General features: G+C 43.1%; 26 protein-coding genes. 19 read left to right on the top strand and 7 right to left on the bottom strand.

The genetic code is table 11. From position 1 onward, the window contains the following. Positions 1 to 5 precede the first annotated feature (5 nt). On the bottom strand, positions 6 to 1,151 hold the full coding sequence (locus LYZ37_RS17955) for an efflux RND transporter periplasmic adaptor subunit (protein ID WP_272788200.1): 1,146 nt from the start codon (positions 1,149 to 1,151) through the stop codon (positions 6 to 8). 320 nt (positions 1,152 to 1,471) lie between these two features. On the opposite strand from LYZ37_RS17955, the gene LYZ37_RS17950 reads away from it, so the two are divergent. Beyond that, a complete protein-coding gene (locus tag LYZ37_RS17950) occupies positions 1,472 to 1,945 on the top strand; it encodes an HAD family hydrolase (RefSeq protein WP_272788199.1) in 474 nt (157 codons plus the stop codon). Positions 1,946 to 2,040: 95 nt separating this feature from the next. Continuing rightward, complete coding sequence (locus LYZ37_RS17945) at positions 2,041 to 2,547, top strand: flavodoxin family protein (protein ID WP_272788198.1); 507 nt, start codon at positions 2,041 to 2,043, stop codon at positions 2,545 to 2,547. Positions 2,548 to 2,597: 50 nt separating this feature from the next. Here LYZ37_RS17945 and LYZ37_RS17940 read toward each other — a convergent pair whose 3' ends face one another. The 3 genes from LYZ37_RS17940 to LYZ37_RS17930 form a co-directional block, all read right to left on the bottom strand. Continuing rightward, complete coding sequence (locus LYZ37_RS17940; RefSeq protein WP_171320830.1) at positions 2,598 to 3,206, bottom strand: YitT family protein; 609 nt, start codon at positions 3,204 to 3,206, stop codon at positions 2,598 to 2,600. Positions 3,207 to 3,344: 138 nt separating this feature from the next. Then, a complete protein-coding gene (locus LYZ37_RS17935; protein ID WP_272788197.1) occupies positions 3,345 to 4,715 on the bottom strand; it encodes a diguanylate cyclase domain-containing protein in 1,371 nt (456 codons plus the stop codon). Between the two features lie 3 nt (positions 4,716 to 4,718). Continuing rightward, positions 4,719 to 5,717 carry an ABC transporter substrate-binding protein gene (locus LYZ37_RS17930; RefSeq protein ID WP_272788196.1) on the bottom strand — a complete coding sequence of 333 codons (999 nt, stop codon included), beginning with the start codon at positions 5,715 to 5,717 and terminating at the stop codon, positions 4,719 to 4,721. A 258-nt stretch (positions 5,718 to 5,975) separates the two neighbouring features. On the opposite strand from LYZ37_RS17930, the gene LYZ37_RS17925 reads away from it, so the two are divergent. Continuing rightward, positions 5,976 to 6,683, top strand: a complete 708-nt coding sequence (locus LYZ37_RS17925; RefSeq protein WP_272788195.1) for an SDR family oxidoreductase — start codon at positions 5,976 to 5,978, stop codon at positions 6,681 to 6,683. A 14-nt stretch (positions 6,684 to 6,697) separates the two neighbouring features. On the opposite strand, the gene LYZ37_RS17920 is transcribed toward LYZ37_RS17925, so the two are convergent. Together LYZ37_RS17920 and LYZ37_RS17915 are read right to left on the bottom strand one after the other, a co-directional pair. Then, complete coding sequence (locus tag LYZ37_RS17920; protein ID WP_420794638.1) at positions 6,698 to 6,838, bottom strand: DUF2256 domain-containing protein; 141 nt, start codon at positions 6,836 to 6,838, stop codon at positions 6,698 to 6,700. Further along, a complete protein-coding gene (locus LYZ37_RS17915) occupies positions 6,828 to 8,069 on the bottom strand; it encodes an NADH:ubiquinone reductase (Na(+)-transporting) subunit B (protein ID WP_272788194.1) in 1,242 nt (413 codons plus the stop codon). The genes LYZ37_RS17920 and LYZ37_RS17915 overlap by 11 nt, the downstream gene beginning before the upstream one ends. 134 nt (positions 8,070 to 8,203) lie before the next feature. Here LYZ37_RS17915 and LYZ37_RS17910 point away from each other — a divergent pair, with 134 nt between their 5' ends. From LYZ37_RS17910 to LYZ37_RS17840, 15 genes are all read left to right on the top strand, one after another. Continuing rightward, positions 8,204 to 9,592 carry a cytochrome ubiquinol oxidase subunit I gene (locus LYZ37_RS17910; protein WP_272788193.1) on the top strand — a complete coding sequence of 463 codons (1,389 nt, stop codon included), beginning with the start codon at positions 8,204 to 8,206 and terminating at the stop codon, positions 9,590 to 9,592. 9 nt (positions 9,593 to 9,601) lie between these two features. Continuing rightward, positions 9,602 to 10,600: a cytochrome d ubiquinol oxidase subunit II gene (gene cydB, locus LYZ37_RS17905; protein ID WP_272788192.1), complete on the top strand. Its 999-nt coding sequence runs from the start codon at positions 9,602 to 9,604 to the stop codon at positions 10,598 to 10,600. A 348-nt stretch (positions 10,601 to 10,948) separates the two neighbouring features. Next, complete coding sequence (locus LYZ37_RS17900) at positions 10,949 to 11,113, top strand: hypothetical protein (RefSeq protein ID WP_272788191.1); 165 nt, start codon at positions 10,949 to 10,951, stop codon at positions 11,111 to 11,113. A gap of 14 nt (positions 11,114 to 11,127) precedes the next feature. Beyond that, entirely contained in the window at positions 11,128 to 11,544 is a 417-nt protein-coding gene (locus LYZ37_RS17895; protein WP_272788190.1) for a hypothetical protein, read from the top strand. Continuing rightward, positions 11,538 to 11,774, top strand: coding sequence for a hypothetical protein (locus LYZ37_RS17890; RefSeq protein WP_272788189.1), 237 nt, complete (start codon positions 11,538 to 11,540; stop codon positions 11,772 to 11,774). The genes LYZ37_RS17895 and LYZ37_RS17890 overlap by 7 nt, the downstream gene beginning before the upstream one ends. Positions 11,775 to 11,808: 34 nt before the next feature. Next, complete coding sequence (locus LYZ37_RS17885; RefSeq protein WP_272788188.1) at positions 11,809 to 12,279, top strand: hypothetical protein; 471 nt, start codon at positions 11,809 to 11,811, stop codon at positions 12,277 to 12,279. Further along, positions 12,279 to 12,584 (top strand): hypothetical protein, encoded by a 306-nt coding sequence (locus LYZ37_RS17880; protein ID WP_272788187.1) that lies wholly within the window; start codon positions 12,279 to 12,281, stop codon positions 12,582 to 12,584. Before LYZ37_RS17885 ends, LYZ37_RS17880 begins: the two co-directional genes overlap by 1 nt. Before the next feature lie 153 nt (positions 12,585 to 12,737). Beyond that, positions 12,738 to 13,286, top strand: a complete 549-nt coding sequence (locus LYZ37_RS17875; protein WP_272788186.1) for a hypothetical protein — start codon at positions 12,738 to 12,740, stop codon at positions 13,284 to 13,286. A 586-nt stretch (positions 13,287 to 13,872) separates the two neighbouring features. Then, positions 13,873 to 14,724, top strand: coding sequence for a hypothetical protein (locus tag LYZ37_RS17870; RefSeq protein WP_272788185.1), 852 nt, complete (start codon positions 13,873 to 13,875; stop codon positions 14,722 to 14,724). An 84-nt stretch (positions 14,725 to 14,808) separates the two neighbouring features. Continuing rightward, positions 14,809 to 15,852 carry a YadA-like family protein gene (locus LYZ37_RS17865; protein ID WP_272788184.1) on the top strand — a complete coding sequence of 348 codons (1,044 nt, stop codon included), beginning with the start codon at positions 14,809 to 14,811 and terminating at the stop codon, positions 15,850 to 15,852. An 86-nt stretch (positions 15,853 to 15,938) separates the two neighbouring features. Then, complete coding sequence (locus LYZ37_RS17860) at positions 15,939 to 16,568, top strand: disulfide bond formation protein DsbA (RefSeq protein ID WP_272788183.1); 630 nt, start codon at positions 15,939 to 15,941, stop codon at positions 16,566 to 16,568. A 75-nt stretch (positions 16,569 to 16,643) separates the two neighbouring features. Continuing rightward, a complete protein-coding gene (locus LYZ37_RS17855) occupies positions 16,644 to 17,177 on the top strand; it encodes a type IV pilin protein (protein WP_272788182.1) in 534 nt (177 codons plus the stop codon). A gap of 183 nt (positions 17,178 to 17,360) precedes the next feature. Next, positions 17,361 to 18,242 carry a zinc ABC transporter substrate-binding protein gene (locus tag LYZ37_RS17850; protein WP_420794637.1) on the top strand — a complete coding sequence of 294 codons (882 nt, stop codon included), beginning with the start codon at positions 17,361 to 17,363 and terminating at the stop codon, positions 18,240 to 18,242. A 51-nt stretch (positions 18,243 to 18,293) separates the two neighbouring features. Next, positions 18,294 to 18,905: a DUF1007 family protein gene (locus LYZ37_RS17845; protein ID WP_272788180.1), complete on the top strand. Its 612-nt coding sequence runs from the start codon at positions 18,294 to 18,296 to the stop codon at positions 18,903 to 18,905. Continuing rightward, the gene (locus tag LYZ37_RS17840; protein WP_272788179.1) at positions 18,898 to 19,701 is read left to right on the top strand and encodes a nickel/cobalt transporter; all 804 of its coding nucleotides are present in this window, start codon (positions 18,898 to 18,900) and stop codon (positions 19,699 to 19,701) included. Before LYZ37_RS17845 ends, LYZ37_RS17840 begins: the two co-directional genes overlap by 8 nt. Before the next feature lie 69 nt (positions 19,702 to 19,770). Here LYZ37_RS17840 and LYZ37_RS17835 read toward each other — a convergent pair whose 3' ends face one another. Further along, positions 19,771 to 20,421, bottom strand: coding sequence for a Qnr family pentapeptide repeat protein (locus LYZ37_RS17835; RefSeq protein WP_272788178.1), 651 nt, complete (start codon positions 20,419 to 20,421; stop codon positions 19,771 to 19,773). Between the two features lie 279 nt (positions 20,422 to 20,700). Here LYZ37_RS17835 and LYZ37_RS17830 point away from each other — a divergent pair, with 279 nt between their 5' ends. Then, positions 20,701 to 21,186: a peptide-methionine (S)-S-oxide reductase gene (locus LYZ37_RS17830; protein WP_272788177.1), complete on the top strand. Its 486-nt coding sequence runs from the start codon at positions 20,701 to 20,703 to the stop codon at positions 21,184 to 21,186. Positions 21,187 to 21,192: the final 6 nt, after the last annotated feature.

Genomic DNA, 21,192 nt, shown 5'->3' with positions numbered 1-21,192 from the left:
CGCCTCTACCTATCCGATGAACTGTCTTGAACCGCGACTTCGACTTGCAGCCCTTTTTGCGGATACTCAGGCACAGTCAATACGATTTGGTCATCATCACTTAAGCCTTGATTGATCAGCATGAACTCTTTTTCTGCCCGCAAGACATTGACTACGCGTGGCTCAAGTTGGTTTTGTTCATTGACGACCCATACCTGTTGATTGTTGACCAGCTCCTGAGGAAGGCGATAGATATGCTTTAACTCTTTACCCGCAAATTGAACCTCGACATAAGAACCAAACTTCATTGGTGCTTGGTCACTATCAATTGCATAAGGATTATCAACTCTGACGACCATGTTAATCATCCGAGTGCTGCTATCCACCACGCCTAAATCACGGTCGATCTTGCCTTCACGGCGAATGTTATTGATGCCTCGCTGGATGATTTGTGCCGGGATACCTGCGTAATCTTGTGGTAGGAACGCACTGTCAAACCCTGCGATAGGAATGTGAATTTCTCCTGCTTCTACATTGTTAAGCGTCGCAACGTGAGCACCCGCTGAGATGAATTGCCCCACACCAATATCTTTCGCCACTACTAACGCATCATAGGGAGCGACCACCTTGCAGTTTTCAAGATCGCGATTTGCACGTTTAAGCGCTGCTAAGGCTGACTTCACCTGCGCATCAGCACTAAGTAGCTGAGGTTTACGTAAGTACAGATCTGTCACTTGTTTTTGTGGCAGATTTTTAGCCTGACGTTTCGCTACTTCAGCCTTTGCTTTCTCCTCGATTAACGCCGCTCTAGCACTCGCTAATTGCGCCTCAGCTTGGAGCACTGCCGCTTGATAGTTATCACTCTCGATACGAAACAGCACTTCGCCCCGCTTAACAATTCCGCCGACGACAAAGTTAGGGTGCCAGCTAACCACCTCACCGGACACTTGAGCAGAAAGCTGCGTAACTTCAACGGGTTGTAGCTCTCCGTGGCTAGTAATTACTACTTTGTGATCGCTCGACGCAACCTTCGAGACTTTCACGATTGGAGGTGCCTTGGGAGGTTTACTTTCTAGAGTTTCAGGCGCACTAGAGGCTATTGTTGAATAACCAGCATAAGCACCACCTAAGATGATAAAAGGTAGCAACCAACGTAACGGCTTAGTCGTCATTAGAAATCCTCGTTTTCTATTATCGTTATTTATACGTGCGGATAGTGCTTCGACACCAATTAATTCGAAACTATCCAGCTAACCTACTAATTTTATAAAAACAGATGATACCTAACTTAAATTCTCATTCATTTTTATAATATCACCTGTATGAGCAAATCAAATGCCAACATGGATATCCCTATAAAACAATCACTTAATCAGACACCATTCACACAGATATTATTCACATGGTAAATATAAGCAATTAGTGGTGAAATTTACCTTGGTAAGGTTAGAATGAATTTTGATAAACCAATTAACCTAATAGGAGGCTTAGGATGAGCCATGTCTATCTGTTCGATTGGGGGGATACCCTCATGGTCGACTTCGCTGAGCAAAAAGGAAAAATGTATCTTTGGCCTCAAGTCGAAGCCGTTGAAGAAGCCGAAGAAACACTTAAAGCGCTGAGTAAAAATCACACCATCTACGTTGCAACCAGTGCGCAAGAATCTACCGAGTCTGAAATTCAGCAAGCGTTTGAACGTGTCGGGTTAGACCCGTATATCAATGGCTATTTCTGTAAAGCGAACTTAGCTCTTGAGAAAAACAGCCCTGAGTTTTACCAAGCAATACTCGAATCTCTCGGAGACAGTGCTTCACAAGTCACTATGGTTGGAGACAACTTAGATAAGGATATTTACCCAGCGCTTGAAGCAGGTCTGCAGGCGATTTACTACAACCCTCAACGCACCCAAGTGCCAGAAGGCATTAACAGTGTTTCGCGTCTATCAAAATTGTTAGCAGCTAACTAGTGATAAGTAAAAAGTAAAGAGTGCTTTACCTCAACTATGGTTGAGGTTTTATAGTCCTTTAATCGAATCTCGATGACAATGAAAAGGACTTATAAATGAAGACATTAGTACTCTTCTCTAGCGCGAACAAACAAGGCAATACTGCCAAAACAATTGAACACATAGCAGCAGATCATACAGTCGAGGTTGTCGATATTGATTTGCTCACTATCACACCCTATCGTTACGAAAACCGCTATCCAGTCGATGACTTTTATCCGCTTGTTGAAAAGATGCTTGAATCAGACAATATTATCTTTGCGTCACCCATCTACTGGTACTCGGTAACAGCCCCTATGAAGGCGCTGATTGATAGAATGACCGAGCTGTTAGATGTTGCAGAGCTAAAACCTAAAGCAAGAGCATTAGAATCTAAGCGTGGTTTTGTACTCACCAGTTCAGGTAAACAGGCGATCTGCCCGACTTTTCACAGCTTCTTTGAAGGACTCTTTCGCTACTTTAATATTGAATACGCGGCAACGCTACACGCAGCCTGTAATAGCGGATACTCAATAGATTCCAAAGAGGTTTCGCTGTTTAACCAAGCGTTGAACAATAGGTAGAAAATGAAAGGCTTAGCGAGTTGCTAAGCCTATTTCGTTGATTGGCAGCTTTAAACCGTGGTTGCCTGAGGTTGATACCGCCCTGGCTTGTGGTTCATAGCCAGTATCAAGTTGGTTGCGATTGCTCCCACCACTGAGAGTAGAATCAATGAGATATCGACAATAAACAGCGACATGACAACGATGGAGCAGTCGAGCGCCATCTGTACTTTTCCGGCACGAATCCCAAATCGCTCTTGTAAGAACAGCGCAAGAATATTGAAACCACCGAGACTCATTTTATGGCGGAATATGACTAGCATACCTATGCCTATCATGCCACCACCGAGTAAGGCTGCATAAAACGGGTCAATACGTGCAATTTCAATCACATGATGCAAATGGTCAACGGCGAATGAAACTATCGTTACTGCAATAAAAGTATTGAGTGTAAAGCGCCAGCCCATACGAGTGATTGAGAGGAGATAAAACGGTAAGTTTAGTGCGAAGAACACCTGACCGAAGCTAAAATCACTGACTTTAGTTAAAAAGATCGCTAAACCAGCTGTACCGCCAGTTAACAGACCGACTTTATTGAAAAAGATAACACCTAAAGATACTAAGGCACTACCTAGAGTTAACGCGAGTAAGTTCTCGCGCATACTATGTTCTTTATCCATTCTTAGACTTCCTATCCCTTTACGATTCACAAAAGAGGCGTGAATCAAACCTGCATAAAATGTCGATTATTGATAAAGAAGTCTAGAATTAGTGACAAATCACATATTTTGAAGGTGTTAATCCTATTTTACACTGAGCTATTGTTTGTTACCTTGCGCAAATAGCTTTACCACGTTTTGCGTCTTTTGTGAGTCCGATTTTTCTTCTTGCTCTGCCTGCACTTGATCCTTACATTCTTTCTGAACATACATGGCTTTATCGGCAATGCAGATTAGCTCATCTTTGGTTGTCCCCTGCTCTGGGAAGCAGGCAATCCCGATGCTCGAACCCACACTCAATGAATGGCCAGCAAAAACGATTGGAGATTTAATCACTTCCCCAATTTGAGCGATTTTCCCAGGAACACCTTCCAAATCTTTAAGCAAATCGAGGCAAACCACAAACTCATCGCCCCCCAGTCTTCCTACAATGTCAGACTCTCGAACGCAATCTGACAGGCGCTCAGCAATTTTAACCAACACGTAATCACCTGCATCGTGACCATAATTATCATTGACGTTTTTAAAGTCATCTAAATCGATAAACAGTAGCGCGAATTTATGTCCTGTTCGCTTGGCCCTAACAATTGACTGTTCTAGTTGTTTATCGAAGGCTCTTCTATTCATTAAATTCGTGAGTGGATCATGCTCAGATAAAAACAGCAGTTGTTCTTGCTTATGCTTGAGCTGTTTGGTTTGTCGAATGATCTCTTCTTCAAGCTCTTGCTTGGTTACTGTCGAGTGACACAAAGAGACCGTCATCTGGTTAAAGAAATTCGCGATCACACGAAACTCACTGTCCATCTTCACTGCTTCGACTTTGGTATCTAATCGGCCTTGCGCCAGATTCAGAATCGCTGCTTTCATCGCTTCAGCCCCTGATTTAAAGCGGAACAGGATTAACCATGCCGTGACACTCACCAAAATCGAACACAGAATCAACCACGCCGCCGCAGTCGACATGACGTTTTCTAGCGAAGAAGCATTTCTTTTAACCACTAATCGATGAACGTATGCCAATTCCTCCGTCATGTTTTGCACAATCATGTTGTAGCGAGAATGGAGAAGGTTCCTTGCATTTAGAATAGAAGCAGCATCATCTGCATTGCCCTCAGCCCCAACAAAATAAAGCTGCTTCTCTCTAATCAAAAGTGTATGCAAGCTGTGGTTCATCCGTTGAAGATTGTCGAGTTGGATATTACTCCCTTTGTAGGCAGTGAGTTTGGTTGAAAGCTCCGCTTGCGCCACCTCTACTTGGTTAAGACTAGAGCCATCACCGAACTGTTTAAACACCCACAATTGGCTTCTGAGCAAATCGACACACAGCTGTAAGTCGATGATTTGATCAAGCTCGACTTTGGTGACCTTTTGCTGTTCATTAATCTTGAAGAAAGAGACCACAATAAACAAAGTTAGAATCATGGTGGTTGTCGATAAGATGAACATCTTTTTAAACAGTGAGTCCAACATCGCTTAATCCCTCAACGCCACGGCTTGTTGGTATGGATAGGAATACAAAATTTGACGGAAGTCAGGCGGTGTATCCTCAACAAAGCCATTTTCAATTGCCCAGCGAGACTGAAGCTGAAGGTTAGAAAGTAGCGAGTTACCCAAAGATAAGCGAAACAAATAATCATCCCAAGACCATTCGATTTGGTTAAGGGGTATATCCAATCTTTGTGAAATGATACTTAGCGCTTTGTCAGGGTTGGAGTTAATCCACTCGTTAGCCATATCCAGTGCTCGTAGTAATCGAACTGGCTCATCTCCGACGAATTCAAGATATGGTGACCGTGTAATGAGGTTAAAGGAAAGTTGATACACACCTTTTGTACCTAAATTGGACACTTCAGAGACAGACAATAAATTGGCTTCAAACCCCATCGGCTCCCACGCGGATATTGCTTCAACACGGTAAGAAAGAAGTGCAGGCACAAGTTCATGAGGCTGTAGGTAAATTTTTTCTACTTCGATCTCCTGAGCACTATTACTGATAAGCACAGAATCAAAGTAAAACTCACTGGCGGTGCCTTTTACAATCCCTACCCGCTTACCATCAAGGTCGGCAACGCTACGTATATTAACAGGGGTAAGCGTGAGAAGTTTGAGGTCGTTATCAGATTCAACAAAACTCGCAAGCAGAGTGAGATCGTCTCGTTCAAAACTTTGGAACATCACGACCGATTCAGAAGCGATAGCATAATCGACGCTTTGATCCAGCATTAGCTGAGTACAAGCCGCTCCACTTGAACAAGGGAATAGTGTGGCATCTAGGCCAAAATGTTTGAACAAGCCAAGCTGCTCAGCGATTAGGAATGGCGACGAGGAAGGTGTTAAGGACACCCCTATTTTGATGTGAGAAGACGAGGTCTTTTTATCTACCTTCATCCCAATAATCACGCCCGCAACCACAGTGCATAGCACTAACACAGATACACCAAGCGCCAATTTTTTACTTTTTAAAACCGGCATTCTAGATACACCTTGCCCCTATAAGAAACCCAGCACATATAAATTTAGTCTATGAATATTGAAATTTGCACCCACTACTCACATTTCCTTCAAGATCATGCACAAATGGACTCAATATTTGCCTTTGATCACATAAACAGGCGAATAAACCATCAAATTCTTAGTTAAGAAACATGTGTATTTCTCTGTTTGATTGTTGATGTCCTAAGAATTTTGCAACGTATTAGTCAACTAAATGAGTTTCACAGGACAAACACAATGAAAGTACTAATAGTGGGTGCGAGCGGTGGCATTGGAGCCGCTTTAGTAAATGAGTGTTTATTTAGATATGAGAATACGGAAATACATGGCACCTATTTTCGCTCAAACAACAGACACAGGAGCAATCAAGTCTATTGGCACCAGTTGGATATTCATGAAGAAGAGTCTATCGAGCGCCTTGCCAGCAGGATTGACCACTTAGATTGGATTATTAACTGCGTTGGTTTTCTCCACAATGAGCACCAAGGGCCTGAAAAAAACCTCCATTCCGTCTCCGGTGAGTTTTTCTTAGAAAATATCGCTATCAATACGCTGCCAACATTGCTTCTCGCTAAATACTTCTCAGCCAAACTCAAATCAAGTGAATTTCCCAAGTTTGCAACCTTATCTGCGAGAGTCGGCAGTATATCTGATAACCACTTAGGGGGATGGTATAGCTATAGAAGCTCCAAAGCGGCACTCAACATGCTAATCAAAACATTATCAGTAGAATGGAAACGGACGCTCCCAAAAGCAACAGTGTTATCGCTTCACCCTGGTACAACAGACACAGAACTGTCTCTACCATTTCAAGCAAACGTACCAAAAGGAAAGCTGTTTAGCCCAGAAAAGGTCGCGAAGGATTTGATAGATATCATTGAGTCGAAAAGCATCGATGACAGCGGTAACTTTTACGATTATTCAGGAGAAGCAATACCGTGGTAATCATCAATTTAGCTTTATCTACTCTTTCTACAACGTTCTGAACAGTACTTTACGTCGTGCCAGCACTTTGCCCACTTTTTTCTCCAAGCAAAGTGTCGATTGCAAACAGTACAAACCTTTTCAGGTAAATCCTGTTTCTTAATCTTATGAGGCACGACGTTGATTCCTCCTTTTTATCGCAGCCTCTTTCACCATGAAATCGAACAGAGGAGCAAATAAATTAGCAAACAAAATGGCTAACATAATCCCCTCAGGATAAGCAGGATTAAGCACACGGATACCGATAGTCATGACACCAATAAGTATTCCATATGCCCACTTAGCCTTATTGGTAAAGGCAGCAGAAACGGGGTCAGTCGCCATAAAGAAAGTACCAAATGCCACACCACCCAAAACAAAATGCCAGTAGAAGGGCATAGAAAACATTGGGTTGGTGTCCGACCCAATGAAATTTAAAAGAACTGAAGTAATAACTAGTCCCACGATCACCCCCGCAACAATCCTCCACGAAGCGATCCTCATGCCGATAAGTATTATCCCCGCGATGGCTATAAGAAGCGTTGAACCTTCTCCTATCGAGCCTGGTAGGTTCCCTATAAACGCATCTAGCCACACAAGAGGCTCGCCCGTTGCGTTATTGATTAGTCCAGCGTTCCCTTGCTCATACCACTGACTTAAAGGGGTTGCACCGGTGTAACCATCTGCTGCGACCCAAACCAACCCACCCGACATGTTGCCTGGGTAGGCAAAATACAGAAATGCTCTACCAGCGAGTGCAGGGTTCAGAAAATTACGCCCAGTCCCACCAAAAATTTCTTTGGCAACGACAATACCAAACGTTATACCTAAAGCGGCCTGCCACAGCGGTATCGTAGGAGGCAAGATAAGAGAAAAGAGAACTGAGCTTACAAAAAAGCCTTCATTAACTTCATGTTTCCTGACAATTGCAAAGAGAACTTCCCAAAAACCACCCACAACAAACACTGTGGCGTAAATAGGAAAAAAGTAGCTTGCACCAAGTAGTAGCTTGCTCCACCAAGTAGCACCCATTATCCCTTCGGCTGTGCCAAAAGCCAAAGCAAGACGCCAATTCTCGTCAACTATGTTGACTAACTCTTCAGAGGAGTAGCTTGCTAGCAACGCTATAGAGGATTGGTTACCGATATTGTACATCCCCCAAAACATGGCCGGAAATGTCGCTAACCAAACCATAATCATGATGCGCTTCAGATCGATGCTGTCACGGACGTGGGTTTGGCCCTTATTCACCAAACCAGGTGTATAGAAAATAGTCGCGACCGCCTCGTACAGTGGATACATTTTTTCGTACTTTCCACCTGCTTCAAAATTAGGTGCCAACTTATCTAAACGGCTTTTAAAACTCATGAGTACACCTTTGTCTTCATTGTTACTCCTATTCCTACGCACTTCATCAGCAAGGAGAACAAAATTAGTTGATCGTTATTTGAACTGGGCTTGACGATTGAGCGTAAGCAAGAGAGCATACAGAGGAGAAAATTATGGACTCACTTGCCGTAGACCTAGCCAGATTCCAGTTTGCTTTTACCGTCTCCTTCCACATTATTTTTCCTGCCTTTACTATAGGTTTAGCAAGCTACCTAGCTGTTTTAGAAGGACTTTGGTTGAAAACCAACGACAACAAATTTATCCAACTGTACAAGTACTGGTTAAAGATTTTTGCGATAAGTTTTGGTATGGGAGTCGTGAGTGGGATCGTTCTTAGCTATCAGTTTGGCACCAATTGGAGCGTATTTGCGGACAAAACCGGCCCTATACTTGGTCCATTGATGGGTTACGAGGTATTCACTGCATTTTTCCTAGAAGCGGGCTTTCTAGGCGTGATGTTATTTGGCATGGAGAGAGTGGGTAAAACACTTCACTTTGCCTCTACTTGTATCGTCGCATTCGGGACTTTTCTCTCTGCATTTTGGATCCTTTCCGTAAATAGCTGGATGCAAACGCCCGCTGGCTATTCGATCAACGAGGTTGGTCAATTCATTCCTGAAAGTTGGTTTGACATCGTCTTTAATCCCTCTTTTCCCTACCGACTCGTTCACATGTTGCTCGCAGCGTACTTAACTACCGCTTTCGTCGTGGCGGCTGTTGGGGCATATCACCTTCTCAAAGCACCTCACAACCCATTAGCAAGAACTATGTTCTCTATGGCGATGTGGATGGCAGCCATTGTTACCCCTCTGCAAATCGTTGCTGGTGATGTGCATGGTCTTAACACCCTTAAGCATCAACCAGCGAAAATAGCTGCAATGGAGGGACACTATCAAAGCCATAAAGGCGCTCCTTTGATACTGTTTGGAATCCCAAACGATAGTACCAAACAAGTGGACTTCTCTGTTGAGATACCAAAGTTGGGTAGCTTCATTCTCACACATGACTGGGATGGCGAAGTGAAAGGTCTAGATGCATTTCCTGAAGGCGATCACCCTCCTGTGCAAATAGTATTCTGGAGTTTCAGAGTGATGGTCGCCATTGGTTTTGGCATGCTAATAATTGGCGTTTTAAGTCTTTGGTTACGTGCAAAAAACCAGCTTTTCAAGGCTACTTGGTTCCACAAATTATGCGTACATTTCGGCCCTGCTGGCTTCATAGCCGTCCTAGCCGGATGGATAACGACTGAAGTTGGCCGCCAACCTTACACTGTCTACGGGTTATTGACCACTTCTGAATCCGCATCTCCCATAAACGCAGCAGCAATTAGCATCTCTTTAACGGCATTTGTCATTGTGTACTTTATTATCTTTGGAGCAGGCTTCTTCTATCTAATAAGATTGATGCGTAAATCGCCTACTAAGTATGAACAGCCGCTCGACAGTCGACTACCAGATGGTACTGAATCCTCCCCTGTTTCCCACTCCAATCACTTAACCTAGGAAAGTCTTATGGATATCGCCTTGATTTGGTACGGACTGATCAGCTTTGCTGTACTTATCTACGTCATTCTCGACGGTTTCGACCTAGGCATTGGGATTTTGTTTCCTGGTGCTCATAGTGAAAACGAACGAGATTTAATGATGAACAGTATTGCGCCAGTGTGGGATGGCAATGAAACATGGCTTGTACTCGGTGGTGGTGGTCTTTTTGCGGTGTTTCCACTTGCGTATGCGGTTGTTATGCCTGCGCTTTACGCGCCACTCATCCTTATGCTGTTGGGGCTAATTCTTAGAGGGGTTTCCTTTGAATACCGGTTCAGGACCAAACGGGGCAAGTTTCTCTGGGATGGTGCGTTTTTTATTGGATCCCTACTCGCAACCTTAATGCAGGGAGTCATGCTAGGAGCTCTTCTTCAGGGTATTGATATCGAGGGAAGATCTTTTAGTGGCAGTTGGTTTGATTGGCTGACCCCTTTCAGCTTATTTTGTGCTTTCGCTTTACTCTCCGCATACTCACTACTTGGAGCATGCTGGCTTATTATTAAGATGCCCAAAGACCTCACGACCCGCTACTACAATATAGCCAAACGATGTGGCTTAATAATGACAACAAGTATCGTGGCTGTGAGCATATGGCTTCCATTTATAAATGAACTCATTTTTGAAAGATGGTTTTCATTTCCCAAAACACTGGTGTTCCTGTTGATACCAATCTGTGCTGCGGGCTTCATCTGGCAACTTTTTGCTTCTCTCATGCAACATAAAGGGCTTAAAGCTTACCTATTCGGTATCGGTTTGTTTGTGATATCTGGAGTTGGGTTTGGAATTAGCACCTTCCCTTATTTGATTCCCTTTTCGCTGACTTATTATGATGCCGCGGCCCCAGACTCAAGCCTCAACTTCTTATTAGCTGGCGCCGTCTTTTTAGTACCAATGATTATCGTCTATAGCGCGTATTCTTACTGGGTATTTAGAGGACGATTGAAGCATGGAGAGGGGTATCATTAATGAGCAACAAAACATCTAGAATAATCTGGTTTGTGATTATATGGTTACTCAGCATTTCAGTACTTACTCTGTTCTCTTTATTCGTTCGCCTTGTTCTTGGAACATGAATCCAACAAAAATCAAAGTGTTAGGCAAATAGGTTAAGTCCTAGACTTTCCTATGTAAAACAATTCAATTCACCACAATCGTCTTTAATCCATTAAAACATTTCACATATGATTATCTTTGACATTAACATGACATTAATAGTCATTATTGAAACTAACATGTAGATACAAGCCACCCAATGAAACATTAACACAAAACATTTGCCAATCTGGTAAATGTGATTCACAGGATTACACAAGTATGAAAATTATCACTCTTGCCGTTTTAGCCCTGTTTAACGTTACACCTGTTTCAAATATGACAGAACAAGTTAAGCTTCATGACGTTTCATCACTCTCTGAGTTGATTACCGCAACGACTGCACCACGCGGGATTCAAGGTAAATCAGTTCACGTAACAAAGTAGGAATGGAAACAACAATGAAACAGCTAGTTAAGTCGGTGTTTACGTTTAAAAATGCAACCTTAAATCGTCGACAATACCTTGGCCTAATGGCACTTAACCTCCTGGTTTGCCAATTGATTGTGTTAGCCACTGTAAACTTTGTTACTCCAAGATCCCATATGGCAGCATTTACTTTGCTCTTGGTTCCTTACAGCATGTGCATGATTGCTAGCTTTGCGATCGTCAGTGCAAGGTTGAAGGCCGCATTTAAAATTGGCACTGCTTCAAGCCTTGCTATTCAAGGCACTGTGTTAGTTGGCAGCGCCATGCATGCCGTATTTGGTGTTGTCTCTTTGCTACTTGGTTTGGCATTGCTATTTATGCCGACTAAATCAATCTCACTTCAAGCAACTGAAGTGACCAAAACAAATAAACCACAAGAGGCATGCTAGCCGTGACTCAACTTGATGCCCACCGTTTGAAAACAGTTCGTGCTAAGGCAGAAAGATTTTCTGGTATTTGGGGAATCCCTTTAACAATCCAACAAGGAAAGAACGGATTAAAGCTAGTCGATGGATCTTTACGTGATTTATCTGGTGGCGAAATTGATGTCGTCGCCATGGATAAGTTGCTAGAAGGCATAGCTACAGGTGTGCGCTTATATCTTGATAGTAAAAGATAGTGTATGTGCTAAATATTGTTCGTCGAGGTGAAAAATGATCAGTTCAATTGTTCAATCTCTATTTCCTTCAATTTGGCTCAACCACGTGTTGGGTAGATACAATGCAAAGCTGCTTGATCGTCACTTTGGCAATGACAAGAAGCATCACCGTATAGCTCACAGCCTCAATTTTGCTAAAGCGATAAAAGCTATGGTTGAGTCGCACAACACACGAGCGAAGGCGGTTAAGTTTACGCCTCTACAAACTCAAGGTGCGAGTGAGAATGAAAAGATACTCCTAAGCCATGCTCTAATTGGAAACAGACTGATTACTCATGGTACGGAAGATGAACAGCTAAAAGGTTATCGCTTTCTCAACATCACTATGGGTCTGATCAACAAAAAAGTTGAGGAAAACCTCAGCGACGGTTTGTTGCTACCAGGCATCATTCGTTTAATTAACGACTCGCTAAGTGCGTTTAGCAATACTTCTCTCGGCCAAGCTATCGCGGCGGAGAATCGATAATGAACGTATTTTCTACTGCACTAACCGGTGCGCTCGTCGGATGCTGTGTTTTTTCAGTTAGCACTTCATACCTTAGCTCCTGCGCAGACTATTACCACGAGGTAAACCAGTCTATCAGTCAAAATTATAGTGAATGTCATTCCATCAGCCAAGCCTGCTTAGAGGCGTCAGCTGAAACTGGGGATCATACCAGTTGCTTGCTCACTTCAGGCTGGCAACAGGCGAACGAGCGCTATCTATTTCAACAGCGCAAGTCTGACAAAATGAAATACCAAATTGGTCGAGTGGTGGAGCTTGTCCTTTAAGCCAGGCAGCAAGCTCTCAACATAAACTGCTCATAACTATCAGAATTTAATCCATATTTGCGTCTCTAAGGTTTCATTTATGCCTTATCGATGCAAAACACGACATTTAAGGTCGCTCCACGTCCTTTAATACGAAATAAATAGGAATCGAAAATGAAAACTACTGTTAAGTCTTTGCTTGTTGCTATTGTCGCTGCTTCTACTCTAGGCGGCTGCTCTATTTACAACGATGTACAAGGCGCTCGTCAATTGGTGACCTACGACGTAACCTCAAATGACGCGATCTACAACGCACCGGACGGCCATCAATACAGAGTTGCAAAACACCGCTTTAGTGATAACAAACTGCTTGCTTGTTATCAGAATTCAGGAATTTTTGGTTCTAAAGAAGAAGCACCACTTCGCGGAGCAACTAACGATTGGTTAGCGGAAAACCAACCTGGGAAAATTGCGGGTGAGTCTAACAAACTTGCTGGTGTTTTTGACGCGAAGATCTGTTACGAATTCGTTATCGCTGAACCTCAGCCAGTTGGCGCTTACTTAGATGAAGAGACTGGCGAAGTGGTTATTGTAGGTGAACAAGAAACCGCACCTGCAGAGGAAGAGCAACTTCAACCAATCGGCGCATACCTAGATGAAGAAACCGGTGATGTTGTTGTCGTCGGTGAAGCGAATCTAGAGCAAACTGAATCTAAATCATAATTGAGAGTAGCTATCTAGCTATTTGCCAATACCCTACCAAAAGGCTCAGAGATCATCACCTCTGAGCCTTTTTTGCGTTTGTAAGGCCAGTGAGTGGCAAAAATGGTTAGAGCTGCTTCAGTAAATTTGCCTAAGTATCAACCGTTCTATTTCCATTTTTTACGGTCTACATGGCGGCGATACACCAACATAAAGCCACTGCTCAGAATATCAGCAAAGAATCAAAAGATGCTTTAGCGTTGCTCTCCCTAGTTATGATTATTCTCCAGATCATAAATTTCAATTCTGATTTTATTTGACAATTCACGACATCCACCCATGACTCAACACTACCATCAATAGTACTCACGCTCCCACAAATAAAATCATAATTGATTTACAACTTATTAAAATAAGCTTGTAAAACTATTCACGACCATTGTTAATTAATTTTTTTGATCATTTTTGCAAATTAAGGGTTCACAAACGAATTCGAACACTGTATTATTCCTTTCGAGCTCAGGAATGAAACGGAAATACTGGAAAATCCCAATATTGAGCCACCCAAGGATGGTTTTTTCATTATCAAATTTACATAGGTATAAACATGAAAAAACTAGCAGTAGCAACAGCAGTATTAGCAGCATTAACTTCTTTCTCAGGCGCAGCTTTCGATCTTGAAGCTTCGCATGGCAACAACAAAGAAACGACACTTAAGTTCCACGATCAAGTGATTGGCGGATTAGCAGGTGGTATTGAAATCGTTAGTGCTGAAAACCTAAAACGCCACAAAGAGACAACATTCTCTTTGGACTACAAGGTTGAGATGGGCAACGCATTCATCATGCCATCTTTCGACCTAACCGTGCCGTCAGGTTACTCAAAAGAGTACAAGTACAACGCCAACCTAGCAGTAGACGGTGTAAACGGCGAAGCAACCTACAAAGACAGCAATATTGCCAAATTTGGCATCAAAGGCGGTTACACATTCGATAACGGCCTATACACAGCAGCGCGTTACCGCTACGAAATTTCAGATGGCAAAGGTGAGTTCTCTGCATACAACAACACTGGCAAAACGAATGGTAACGGCAGCCATAAGTCTAAGGTTCACCGTGTTGACCTAACCGTTGGTTACAACGTGATGGATACAGTAGACCTATCAGCAAACTACATCGTTAAGCGCGGCGAAATCGATGGTTACTTGAAAACTGACTTCAATGGAACGGCGATAGCGGGTAACGGCGATACAACCGCTAAAGCCCAAGAGCTAGAGCTAAAAGCAGTGCTCACGTCATTTGGCGACCTTAAGCCATACGCTCAGTACACCTACAAAGCACGTACGCACCTTAAAGGCAGTGGAACCATCTCTGGCGACGGTGAAACTTACTCAGACAGCATGTCAAGCAAGTACAAGAACGACAACGTATTCAAAATCGGCGTTCAGTACAGCTTCTAATCCCATTTTTGAAATTTAGCGTGGGGAGCAAATCCTCCTCACGCTCAATCACTAACATTTGTACAAATATTTATTGGAAATATCATGAAAAAGACAATTCTTGCTCTTACAGTAACTTCTTTATTCTCTGGCGCGGCTTTGGCTGCAGTCGCTCCGATTCACGCGGAGCAGGTTGAAAAAGAAATCCGTGACAACTTTACTGTTATTGAAGGGGGGCGTTCTGCAACAGTAATTGGTGAGGACGGCTCAATCCATACAATCAAAGACATTAGTGAATCTGAAGGTGGTAAAAGCCGTTTTGAGGTAGTTGTTGACGATGGTATGAAAGGAAAGAAAGTTGCTGTTGAATTTGATCGCTATGGCAATCTTACTAAAGTAGGAGAAGCTACAATCCCATTCCGTGGAAACGACATAATGGAAAAAACTAAAGTAGCCTCACCTGTAATGAAAAATGACTTGGTTAAAGCCGCACGTGCTGCTGTAGATGAACATGGTTTAACCGTTAAAGCTAACGGCGGTATTTACCAAGGTAAGAACAAAGTCGGCAAAGTAAACAAAGATGGTTCGGGTGTATTTGTTGATCCAAAAACTGGGACATCTTATCAAGTTGAAGTTGGTGCTAACGGTGAACCTTCCAAAGTTATTGCCGTAGACAAAAATGGCAATGCGCGTGAGGCAATCGTTTCTCCTGATGACGTTAAACCAGTGCCACCAATTCACATTGAAGATGATGTAAAAAAGGCAGCGGAAGAGGTTGAGCGAGCTGCAAAACAATACGATACAGACGTTAAAGCAGCGCAAGACTGGGCTCGTCAAGCTGAAGCTGAGTTTAAGCAAGAAGTGGCTCGTCTAGACAGCAAGATCGACACAATGGAAGGCCGTGTATCTAACGGTACTGCAATGGTTGGTGCTATGTCTCAAATGCAATTTGGTCACAGCGGTCTAGGTGTTGGTGCTGGTGTTGCTGAGTTTAACGGTTCTAAAGCTGTTGCAGTAGGTGTTGGTTACGCATTCGGTGCTGAGAAACAGTGGATGGCTAAAGGTTCATTCGGCTACGCTGAGTCTCGCAAAGGTAAAGGCAGCAAAGACACAATGGCTGCAGCTGGCCTAACTTACTCATTCAAGTAAAGAGCAACTGCTAAAGTGCCATGGATGGCACTTCTTTTCCTAAACAAAGGGCCTACGGGCCTTTTTTGTTATCTAAGAGGTCATTTATGAAAGTATCTAAGCAAGTTAAAAACACCCTTTGCTTTTACCTTCTTTGTATCGCAGTGATTTTTTCTGTTGTTGCAAAACATACTTCAAAAGCGCATGCAGGTAGCTTCGAAGAGAATGTTCATTATGTCACTCTCGACCAACAGCCAACTAGCGAACCACAAGTAAAGATTTTCTACACGCCGTTTTGTCGCCCTTGTGCCATTGTGCACACCCCAATTCGTACTATGTCTGAGCGTGCTGGCATCAACTTTATTGACGTGCCAGTAGATTTCGGCCCACTAGGTAAAGATATTCAGGCAAGCATCGCGACCGCTAATCGCCAAGAGATCGGTCACGACTATGTCAATGAGCTCATCTCAAGCATCCATGTTCGTCCTAGTACCGCTCCTCGCAACCGTGAAGACTTAGCTGACCTGATTGAGCGCTGCGGTGGTGACGCAACAGATTTTCGTAACGGCTGTGAAGATGTACGTGCGGATATCGAAAACTTTGACCAACTTGCTAAGCAGTACTACATCAACGCAACGCCAACCATTGTGGTTAATGGCAACAAGCGCATCAACCTTGGCTCATTGAAGAGCTTACCCGAGCTGGAGTTACTGTTAATCGAGCTAAGCGGCGTTTAACCCCAACCAATCAATATTCTATGGAGCGACTCAAAACCGCAGTCACTCCCAACAAACACTAATCGGAGAATACAAATGAAACAAGCAAGAGGTTTTACTCTTATTGAACTCGTTGTTGTTGTGGCCGTATTAGGGATTTTAGCGGCAGCTGCACTGCCGAAGTATATGGAAGTTACCAAAGAAGCACGACTATCAACCTTACAAGCAACTCAGGGTGCCTTATTAGGTGCAGACTCTATGGTTTATGGCAAGGCATTTCTTAACGGTGACCATAAGAAGAAACTGTTTGAAACCGTAGTTGAAACGCATGACGATGAGAAGAAAGAAGACGAGAAGGTTTGGGTTAATTACGGTCACATTATTAACGAAGCAGCAAACTTTGCACGCGTGCTTGATCTAACCAATGTATTTATCGTCAATATCAAAAGTGATGAAATCAATTCCTTTAATACTGGCACTCAAAAACGTGAAACAGCCATTATGCTTAAAGAGCCAACAGGTCAGGATGCTGAAAGTGATCCACTGAAAGGCAATAGATGCCATATAAAAGTGTTTCAAGAGCCAGATAATGGAAAGTACACCTTCGAATTGATTAAGAGCGGTTGTTAACCCACCGATTGACTTAAGTACACGCTTTACTCCGAGGAAACCATGTTTACAGTTATCAGCACGAATGTTCAAAACTTCTCTACTTACCAGCTTAATCAGAATCTGTTTACGCACTTAGCGACACAAAACCGCTGGATTACCCTTTAACCCCTCTTTGGCGGCATTACGCCGCCTTTTTTAAGTTTGGAAAGATCAAAAATGATTAAACGAATGGCTACCGCTGCATTGATGGTCGCTTCTGTGCAAGCGCAAGCGGTTAGCGTCTTGACCACCATTAAGCCGATCGAGATGATCGCTCATGAGATCATCGTTGAGGGCGATACCACTAGCACACTGTTAACTGCCAACGCTTCACCGCACGATTATGCACTTAAACCCTCTGATCTTACCCGCCTTAAACAGAGTGATTTAGTCGTATGGTTTGGCGAAGATTTAGAAAGTTTCCTTGTGAAACCAATCAGTGGCGTTGATAATGCTTTAAAAATCCAAGACCAAGAATCCGTTGAGTTACGCAAGTTTGGTAAGAAGTGCGGCTGTGGTCATCATCACAGTACCTTTGATCCACATGTATGGCTCGGCCCTCGCCAAGCGATTCAAGTCGCACGTTTAATTACCGAGCGATTAGTACAACTTAATCCTGAAAAGACCTTCGCTTATCAGCATAACCTTGAGAAGTTTCAGTACAACTTGATGGTGACGGCATCCGCAATCAACTATGATCTCAAGCCAATTAAGAACGATGGTTATTACGTCTTTCACGATGCTTATGGTTACTTTGAAGATTACTTCAAAACCAAGAAACTTGGCCATTTTACTGTTGACCCTGAGCGCAAACCTGGCGCGAAAAAGCTCAATCAGATTCGTACCACCATCAACGAAAAGAATGTTCAATGTGTATTCACAGAGCCTCAGTTTACCCCAGCGGTTATCGAATCTACCGTTCGCGGTACAAATGCGAAAATTGGTTCTCTTGATCCATTGGGTAGCGATATTGAGGTGAAAAAGGGCAGTTACTTTGCTTTCCTTAAGTCAATCTCGGACAGCCTCACGAGCTGTTTAAAGTAACGTTAAAGGCTGCGATCGCAGCCTTTTGTTTGACAATCAAAAGTTGTAATCATGAAAAATGCAGCCCTTTTATTGCTGATTTACTGTGCTCAAGCTGTTGCTCACCCACATTCTTGGGTAGAGATGAATACCTATATTCAAGGCAACCAACACGAGATAACTGGCCTATATATGGTGTGGGAGTTCGATGCCATGACCACCGCCTATATGCTCGATGGTGAAGATCGCTCTGATCCAAACATGCTCAAACAGCTAGCTCACTCTATCGCAGAGAATATGTTAAGCAGCCACTATTTTACCTACTTCTACCAAGGTGAAAAACCTATTAAATATCGTAAAGCGATTGATCCCGAACTCACCTTAAAACGAGGCAAAGCCACACTAAGATTTGATTTGCCGTTAGCTAAACCATTACCCCTTGATAGTGACGAGCTAAAACTGCTGATTTTTGATCCGACTTATTACGTGGATATGAGCTGGAATAGTGTTGATGCCATTCATTTAGATGCCAATATGAAGTGCCAGATCAAGTTAGAAAAACCTGATCCAACCCCAGAACAAATGGCCTACGCAATGGCACTACCAATTGATGCCGATCCAGATGATGCACTCGGCCAGCTTTTTACACAAACCGTTTATTTAGACTGCCAAACCAATGAATAAAACTAAAATTATATACGTCAGCTTAGCCCTAGCCTCTATTTATCTATTGGTCACTTACTGGCCTGTGATTATGGTCAAAGCGATTCAATGGCAACGCATCTTAAATCATGAACTCGCTGAACTTATTTATGATATTGAGGAAAACAAGCAAGGTGCCATGCTGTGGTTTATCGGTGTCAGCTTCTGCTATGGAATACTGCATTCACTAGGTGCTGGACACGGCAAGGTTTTAGTTAGCTCCTACCTTATTACCAATCGTGGCACCGTTTCAAAAGCAATGTTCATAACGGTCACGACAGCTATGCTGCAAGCTTGTGTCGCGATTGTTATTGTCGAGTTTATGTTGGCAATGTTCTCCGCCACCATGCGTGAAGTGCATAGTGCAATTGCATCGGCGATTCGAATTAGCTATTTCTGTGTTGTTTGCCTTGGCGTGGTCCTTATGGTTAAGGCCGCTTCCAAAGCACCACTTTTTGTAAACAAACATGGTCTATATGGCATTATTGCGGCAGTGGGCTTGAGGCCATGTACTGGTGCAGTGATGATCTTGCTGTTCTCGAACATGGTGGGGCTACGCGGAGTCGGTATCATTAGTGCAATTATGATGGCAATCGGCACTGCGATTACCACCAGTATTATCGCTTGCCTCGCGGTTAAAGGTAAAGATTCCATAGCTGAACTGATCCCTTCAAAGCACCCTTTTAAAGCGATCCAGCTTATCGGTGGAGCCTTCGTCGCCCTTTTCGGCTATTTGCTGCTCACGACCGAGCAGTACGCCACCTTTATTCAGATTTAACTCTAAACGACATGGCAGGTATGTTACTACCTGCCCTATAGATTACTAATATAGCAGCTTAATTAAGCGTTAAATCACCATCAAGCCAAATGGCTCAAGTAATTGAGCCTGTTGCCAATCGCAAATTTTTACTCCTGTCATCGACACTCTACGTAAGTTAAGCCCCTCTAAATCAACGTGGGTTAAGTCACACTGTTCCATGTTGAAAGTCCCCCACTGTTCTGCGCTAAACTCGCCACTGGATAAATCTGACCCAAGGAAACTGGCACCAAATAGGTTGGCGCCATTCCAACGATTCTCAAACAGTTCACATTTCTCTAGCAATGCCCTTTCGAAATTGGCATAAATCAAATTACACCCTGTAATGAAGGCGGAACAGAAATAGGCTTTGTGGCTAATATGATTGGCAAAGTTAGCGCGTTGGAAGTTTGCACCTTTCAAATCACATTTACGTAGCTCAATTCCAAAGCAGTCAGCGCCTGTAAACTGGCACATGGCGAGCATACAGTTGGAAAAACTCGCGTCTTTTAAGTTGGCATGCTGAAAGCTGCAAGACTCCAAAGCCTGTGGTTCAATGAAACGACAGTCGACAAACTTAGCTTCGCGCAAATCAGCTCTGTCAAAGGTACATTTAATAAACTGACATCGCTCAAAAAGGCTGTTTTGTAAGTCTTGGTGACTAAAGTCTTCAAATTCAAAAATTGCGTCGCTTGTAATCATAGTGTCTCCTTGTTGAACGCAAGACTAACACTCTAAGTGATTGTTTTTCCACAAAAACAACTTCTTTAAAATCATCAACTTAAACCCCCTCCAAATCACCAATTTAAGGCATCAAATTGGCACTCTAAGCTGCCTTTTTCAATTTCACCCTATGTGCTTATGCAAAAAATAATTTGAACCAACTTAGAGTCATATAGAAACTCGCGAACATTATGGGGAACCTAGTCCTTCATTAGCTACGCATTCTGTACTAGTATCACCGCAAATACTTAATGGATAATGATTTTGCTAGAAGAGATATACATTGCTGGCGGCTGCTTATGGGGCGTTCAAGAGTTTATGAAACACTTGCCCGGCGTGGTGAGCACCGAAGCAGGGCGAGCCAACGGCACCACAAATACAACATCAAGCGAGTATGACGGTTATGCAGAATGCGTCCGCACCCAATTTGATTCCGATAAGGTTTCTGTCGAACAGTTAATGGATTATCTTTTCGAAATAATTGACCCTTACAGTGTCAATCAGCAAGGAGAAGACGTTGGAGAAAAGTACCGCACGGGATTCTACAGCCAAAACAACGCTCATCTGATTGCGGCTAAGAACTATATTGCCAATCGACCAGACAGCGAAAAAATTGCTGTTGAGGTCAAACTACTGACCAATTACGTTAAAAGCGATGAAGAGCACCAAGATAGATTGACGCGCTTTCCCAATGACTACTGTCATATACCAATCGATCTTCTTAGAAAATATAGAAAGCTCTAACGAGGC

Origin of the sequence: Vibrio tubiashii (assembly GCF_028551255.1) — a bacterium.
GTDB lineage: Bacteria > Pseudomonadota > Gammaproteobacteria > Enterobacterales > Vibrionaceae > Vibrio > Vibrio tubiashii_B.
The sequence above is the reverse complement of the archived record's forward strand: the minus strand, read 5'-3'. Positions and strand labels throughout refer to the sequence as shown.

Excerpts from the sequence above, each read along its gene's own strand:
- LYZ37_RS17835 (WP_272788178.1), bottom strand. The coding sequence starts at position 20,421 with ATGATTACAAGCGACGCAATTTTTGAATTTGAAGACTTTAGTCACCAA.
- LYZ37_RS17865 (WP_272788184.1), top strand. The coding sequence starts at position 14,809 with ATGAAAAAGACAATTCTTGCTCTTACAGTAACTTCTTTATTCTCTGGC.
- cydB (WP_272788192.1), top strand. The coding sequence starts at position 9,602 with ATGGATATCGCCTTGATTTGGTACGGACTGATCAGCTTTGCTGTACTT.
- LYZ37_RS17840 (WP_272788179.1), top strand. The coding sequence starts at position 18,898 with ATGAATAAAACTAAAATTATATACGTCAGCTTAGCCCTAGCCTCTATT.
- LYZ37_RS17855 (WP_272788182.1), top strand. The coding sequence starts at position 16,644 with ATGAAACAAGCAAGAGGTTTTACTCTTATTGAACTCGTTGTTGTTGTG.
- LYZ37_RS17940 (WP_171320830.1), bottom strand. The coding sequence starts at position 3,206 with ATGGATAAAGAACATAGTATGCGCGAGAACTTACTCGCGTTAACTCTA.
- LYZ37_RS17950 (WP_272788199.1), top strand. The coding sequence starts at position 1,472 with ATGAGCCATGTCTATCTGTTCGATTGGGGGGATACCCTCATGGTCGAC.
- LYZ37_RS17890 (WP_272788189.1), top strand. The coding sequence starts at position 11,538 with ATGCTAGCCGTGACTCAACTTGATGCCCACCGTTTGAAAACAGTTCGT.
- LYZ37_RS17935 (WP_272788197.1), bottom strand. The coding sequence starts at position 4,715 with ATGTTGGACTCACTGTTTAAAAAGATGTTCATCTTATCGACAACCACC.
- LYZ37_RS17930 (WP_272788196.1), bottom strand. The coding sequence starts at position 5,717 with ATGCCGGTTTTAAAAAGTAAAAAATTGGCGCTTGGTGTATCTGTGTTA.
- LYZ37_RS17925 (WP_272788195.1), top strand. The coding sequence starts at position 5,976 with ATGAAAGTACTAATAGTGGGTGCGAGCGGTGGCATTGGAGCCGCTTTA.
- LYZ37_RS17875 (WP_272788186.1), top strand. The coding sequence starts at position 12,738 with ATGAAAACTACTGTTAAGTCTTTGCTTGTTGCTATTGTCGCTGCTTCT.
- LYZ37_RS17885 (WP_272788188.1), top strand. The coding sequence starts at position 11,809 with ATGATCAGTTCAATTGTTCAATCTCTATTTCCTTCAATTTGGCTCAAC.
- LYZ37_RS17955 (WP_272788200.1), bottom strand. The coding sequence starts at position 1,151 with ATGACGACTAAGCCGTTACGTTGGTTGCTACCTTTTATCATCTTAGGT.
- LYZ37_RS17910 (WP_272788193.1), top strand. The coding sequence starts at position 8,204 with ATGGACTCACTTGCCGTAGACCTAGCCAGATTCCAGTTTGCTTTTACC.
- LYZ37_RS17845 (WP_272788180.1), top strand. The coding sequence starts at position 18,294 with ATGAAAAATGCAGCCCTTTTATTGCTGATTTACTGTGCTCAAGCTGTT.
- LYZ37_RS17895 (WP_272788190.1), top strand. The coding sequence starts at position 11,128 with ATGAAACAGCTAGTTAAGTCGGTGTTTACGTTTAAAAATGCAACCTTA.
- LYZ37_RS17880 (WP_272788187.1), top strand. The coding sequence starts at position 12,279 with ATGAACGTATTTTCTACTGCACTAACCGGTGCGCTCGTCGGATGCTGT.
- LYZ37_RS17870 (WP_272788185.1), top strand. The coding sequence starts at position 13,873 with ATGAAAAAACTAGCAGTAGCAACAGCAGTATTAGCAGCATTAACTTCT.
- LYZ37_RS17945 (WP_272788198.1), top strand. The coding sequence starts at position 2,041 with ATGAAGACATTAGTACTCTTCTCTAGCGCGAACAAACAAGGCAATACT.
- LYZ37_RS17900 (WP_272788191.1), top strand. The coding sequence starts at position 10,949 with ATGAAAATTATCACTCTTGCCGTTTTAGCCCTGTTTAACGTTACACCT.
- LYZ37_RS17860 (WP_272788183.1), top strand. The coding sequence starts at position 15,939 with ATGAAAGTATCTAAGCAAGTTAAAAACACCCTTTGCTTTTACCTTCTT.
- LYZ37_RS17915 (WP_272788194.1), bottom strand. The coding sequence starts at position 8,069 with ATGAGTTTTAAAAGCCGTTTAGATAAGTTGGCACCTAATTTTGAAGCA.
- LYZ37_RS17830 (WP_272788177.1), top strand. The coding sequence starts at position 20,701 with ATGATTTTGCTAGAAGAGATATACATTGCTGGCGGCTGCTTATGGGGC.